The organism is Faecalibacterium sp. Marseille-Q0746 (assembly GCF_017377595.1).
In the GTDB taxonomy this organism is placed as follows: Bacteria; Bacillota; Clostridia; order Oscillospirales; family Ruminococcaceae; genus Faecalibacterium; species Faecalibacterium duncaniae.
The window spans coordinates 1-2,971 of the sequence record NZ_JAFREI010000045.1 but is presented as its reverse complement, the minus strand read 5'-3'; the positions used below and the strand labels follow the sequence as shown (position 1 = coordinate 2,971).

Below are 2,971 nucleotides of genomic sequence, written 5' to 3'. Positions count from 1 at the left end.
TCAAATATGACCCAAAAGCCCCGCAGCCCACCCATTGGCTGCGGTTTCTGTTCGACCTGCTCTACCCGGAGGACATTCCCACCGTGCAGGAGTTCATCGGCTACTGCCTGATCCCCAGTAACAAGGGACAGCGCATGATGGTCATCAAGGGCAGCGGCGGCGAGGGCAAGTCGCAGATCGGCGTGGTGCTGTCCCGGCTGTTCGGCTGCAACATGAAGGATGGCAGCATCGGCAAGATTTCGGAGAACCGCTTCACCCGTGCTGACCTGGAGCACACCCTGCTCTGCGTGGACGACGATATGCGGATGGAAGCCCTGCGCCAGACCAACTATGTCAAGTCCATCGTGACCGCACAGGGGCAGATGGACTTGGAGCGCAAGGGCAAGCAGAGCTATCAGGGCTGGATGTACGCCCGCCTGCTGGCGTTCAGCAACGGTGACTTGCAGGCTCTGTATGACCGCTCGGACGGTTTCTACCGCCGTCAGCTCATCCTGACCACCAAGGACAAGCTCCTTTCCCGTGTGGATGACCCGGACATTGCCGAGAAGATAGCGGCAGAAGCCGAGGGCATCCTGCTGTGGGCATTTGAGGGCTTGCAGCGGCTGGTGAAGAATGGTTTTCAGTTCACCGAGAGTGACCGTGCCAAGCGGAACCGGGAACTGGTGAAGCGGGACAACAACAATGTGTTTGATTTCCTCGAATCCGAGGGCTATATCCGCCTGAAGGCGGATGCCTGCACCAGCTCGAAAGAGCTGTATGAGGTCTACAAGATGTGGTGCGAGGAGAACAGCCTGAACGCGATCAAGGCACGAGGGTTCAGCGATGCGCTGATTGCCAACCAGCGCAGGTATAATCTGGAATCCACCAACAATATCGTCAACGCATCCGGGCGGCGTGTCCGGGGCTTTTTCGGTATCGAAGCCCTTGTGCAGCCCGACCTCACCCCCAATGGCTGGCGGGCATGACCCCCCATAAAGGAGAATATGGGCGTTTTGCTGCGTACGTGCGTACGCGGCGGATGCCCTTTCTCTGTACGCACGTACGCAGCGATTGACCGAATACGCACCATATAGGGGTGTTATTGGCAAAGTGTCAAGTTGACAGTTTGCCAAAATCAGAGGGTCAAAATGGCCCTCTGAAAAGCCGGACGAGCTGTCCTGAAGGGCAGCTTGCCCGGAGCAAGAGTGCAGAGAGCGCAGCTCTTTGCCCCAGTGATATGATGCTGTGCGTCATATCCTACTGGGTATTATCTGGCGCAAAACGGCGGCAGATCCAGCAGCTCCGCTGCTGCGTTCTCCCACGCCAAGCTGTTGAAACGGAGGGATGTCTATCTGAAACTGACACGACACAACGGACGAGCCGGAGCACACGGCACTTATAACCCCAAGCACAATGACCGCAGTTTCAACCTTGCCAACAGTGAGCACATCGACCCTGAACGAGCCAAGGGCAACATCTACCGGGACTGCTTTCACGGCTTCCGCTCGGCTCTCGCTCCACCCGACCCAGATGATCTGGCGGCGACCTTCTCGGATGTGGAACGGCAATTCTATGAGAGCCGCTATTCCAACTTTGTGGAAAGCCAGAACGAGCGCAACGCCAAGATCCGGCACACGGAACGCAACCGCTCCATTCCCGACCTGCTGTCCAGCCGCAAGACCTGCCCGGAAGAGACCATCTACCAACTTGGAACGCTGGATGAACACGCTTCGACAGAGGATTTGCTGAACATCGTCACCGAGTTTATCGAGGAGTTCAAGGGCAAATTTGGCGAACACGTCCATGTGCTGGACTGGGCACTGCATCTGGACGAAAGCACACCCCACATCCACGAGCGTCATGTGTTCGACTGTGAGAACAAATACGGCGAGGTTGCTCCCCAGCAGGAAAAGGCATTGGAAGTGTTGGGCTTCGAGCTGCCCGACCCGGACAAGCCCCTCAGCCGCCGCAACAACCGCAAAATCACCTTCGATGCCGCCTGTCGAAAAATGCTGTTTGAGATTGCAAAACGGCATGGGCTGGAATTGGAGGAAGAAGCGGAATACGGCAACCGCAAGTATCTGGAAAAGCAGGATTTTATCCTTGCCAAGCAGAAGGAGCGGCTTGCCGCCCAGCAGAACAAGCTGGACGAGTTGACCCTGAAAGTTTCGGACATGGAGACCCTGCTGGAGGATGTTTCGGCTGCAGCCTACGACAAGGCGGTGGAGGTCGTGACGGACGTGGTACGCACCGAGACCCGCAAGGAAGATATGCGGATGATCGAGGACACGAAAAAGTGGGTGCTGTCCCAGGAGCGCAAGGCTCCGCAGGCCACGAGAGAGTACGCCGCTCACCGTTTAGATGACGTGCTGGACAAGTTTCTCAAGACCATGCAGACCACCGCCACTCGCTTGCAGGAAAAGCTCCTGAGACCGGAAGTCCGGCAGAAGGGCAAGGAGCAGGTCAAGGAGCAAGCACGAGATTCCGTTCTGCAACTGCTGAACCGCTTACAGGCAGAACAGGGGCAAAACAAACCAACGGCGCAACCCCGCAAACAGGAGGGGCACTCGGAAATCTGAACTCATCGGGAACGTTTGGGGCAGAAAGCTGGCACTTTCTGCCCCGACACCCGGTTACAAGGAAACGGAGGTCTGCCTTTGAATATGAATCGGCCTGACATGACCGAAGATGTGAAATCTAAAGATTATACGAATAAGTCCTTGCAAATGGACTCGAACCCGGTTACAATGAAGGCGTCCAAATCCCCTGCCACAGAATCTTCTGACCAGACCAAAGCAGCCAAGCACGAACCTCTTGTTTACCGGGTGGAGGAAATCGCCCAGCTTTTGGCGATTTCTCCTCGCGCTGCGTACAACCTGTGCAACACCACGAAGGATTTTCGGGTGCTGCGCATCGGCACCAGTATCCGGGTAAACAAGCAGAGCTTCGACAACTGGTTTGCGGCGGTCTGAGGGAGGTAATCTATGGCATC

3 protein-coding genes are annotated in these 2,971 nt (G+C 56.4%); all 3 read left to right on the top strand.

Annotated elements, in window-relative coordinates:
- A partial coding sequence (locus tag J3351_RS13925) for a phage/plasmid primase, P4 family (protein ID WP_207697991.1) occupies positions 1–965 on the top strand: 965 nt, incomplete at its 5' end.
- A gap of 342 nt (positions 966–1,307) precedes the next feature.
- Complete coding sequence (locus J3351_RS13920; protein WP_374222260.1) at positions 1,308–2,558, top strand: hypothetical protein; 1,251 nt, start codon at positions 1,308–1,310, stop codon at positions 2,556–2,558.
- Between the two features lie 78 nt (positions 2,559–2,636).
- Entirely contained in the window at positions 2,637–2,951 is a 315-nt protein-coding gene (locus tag J3351_RS13915) for a helix-turn-helix domain-containing protein (RefSeq protein ID WP_097779810.1), read from the top strand.
- Positions 2,952–2,971: the final 20 nt, after the last annotated feature.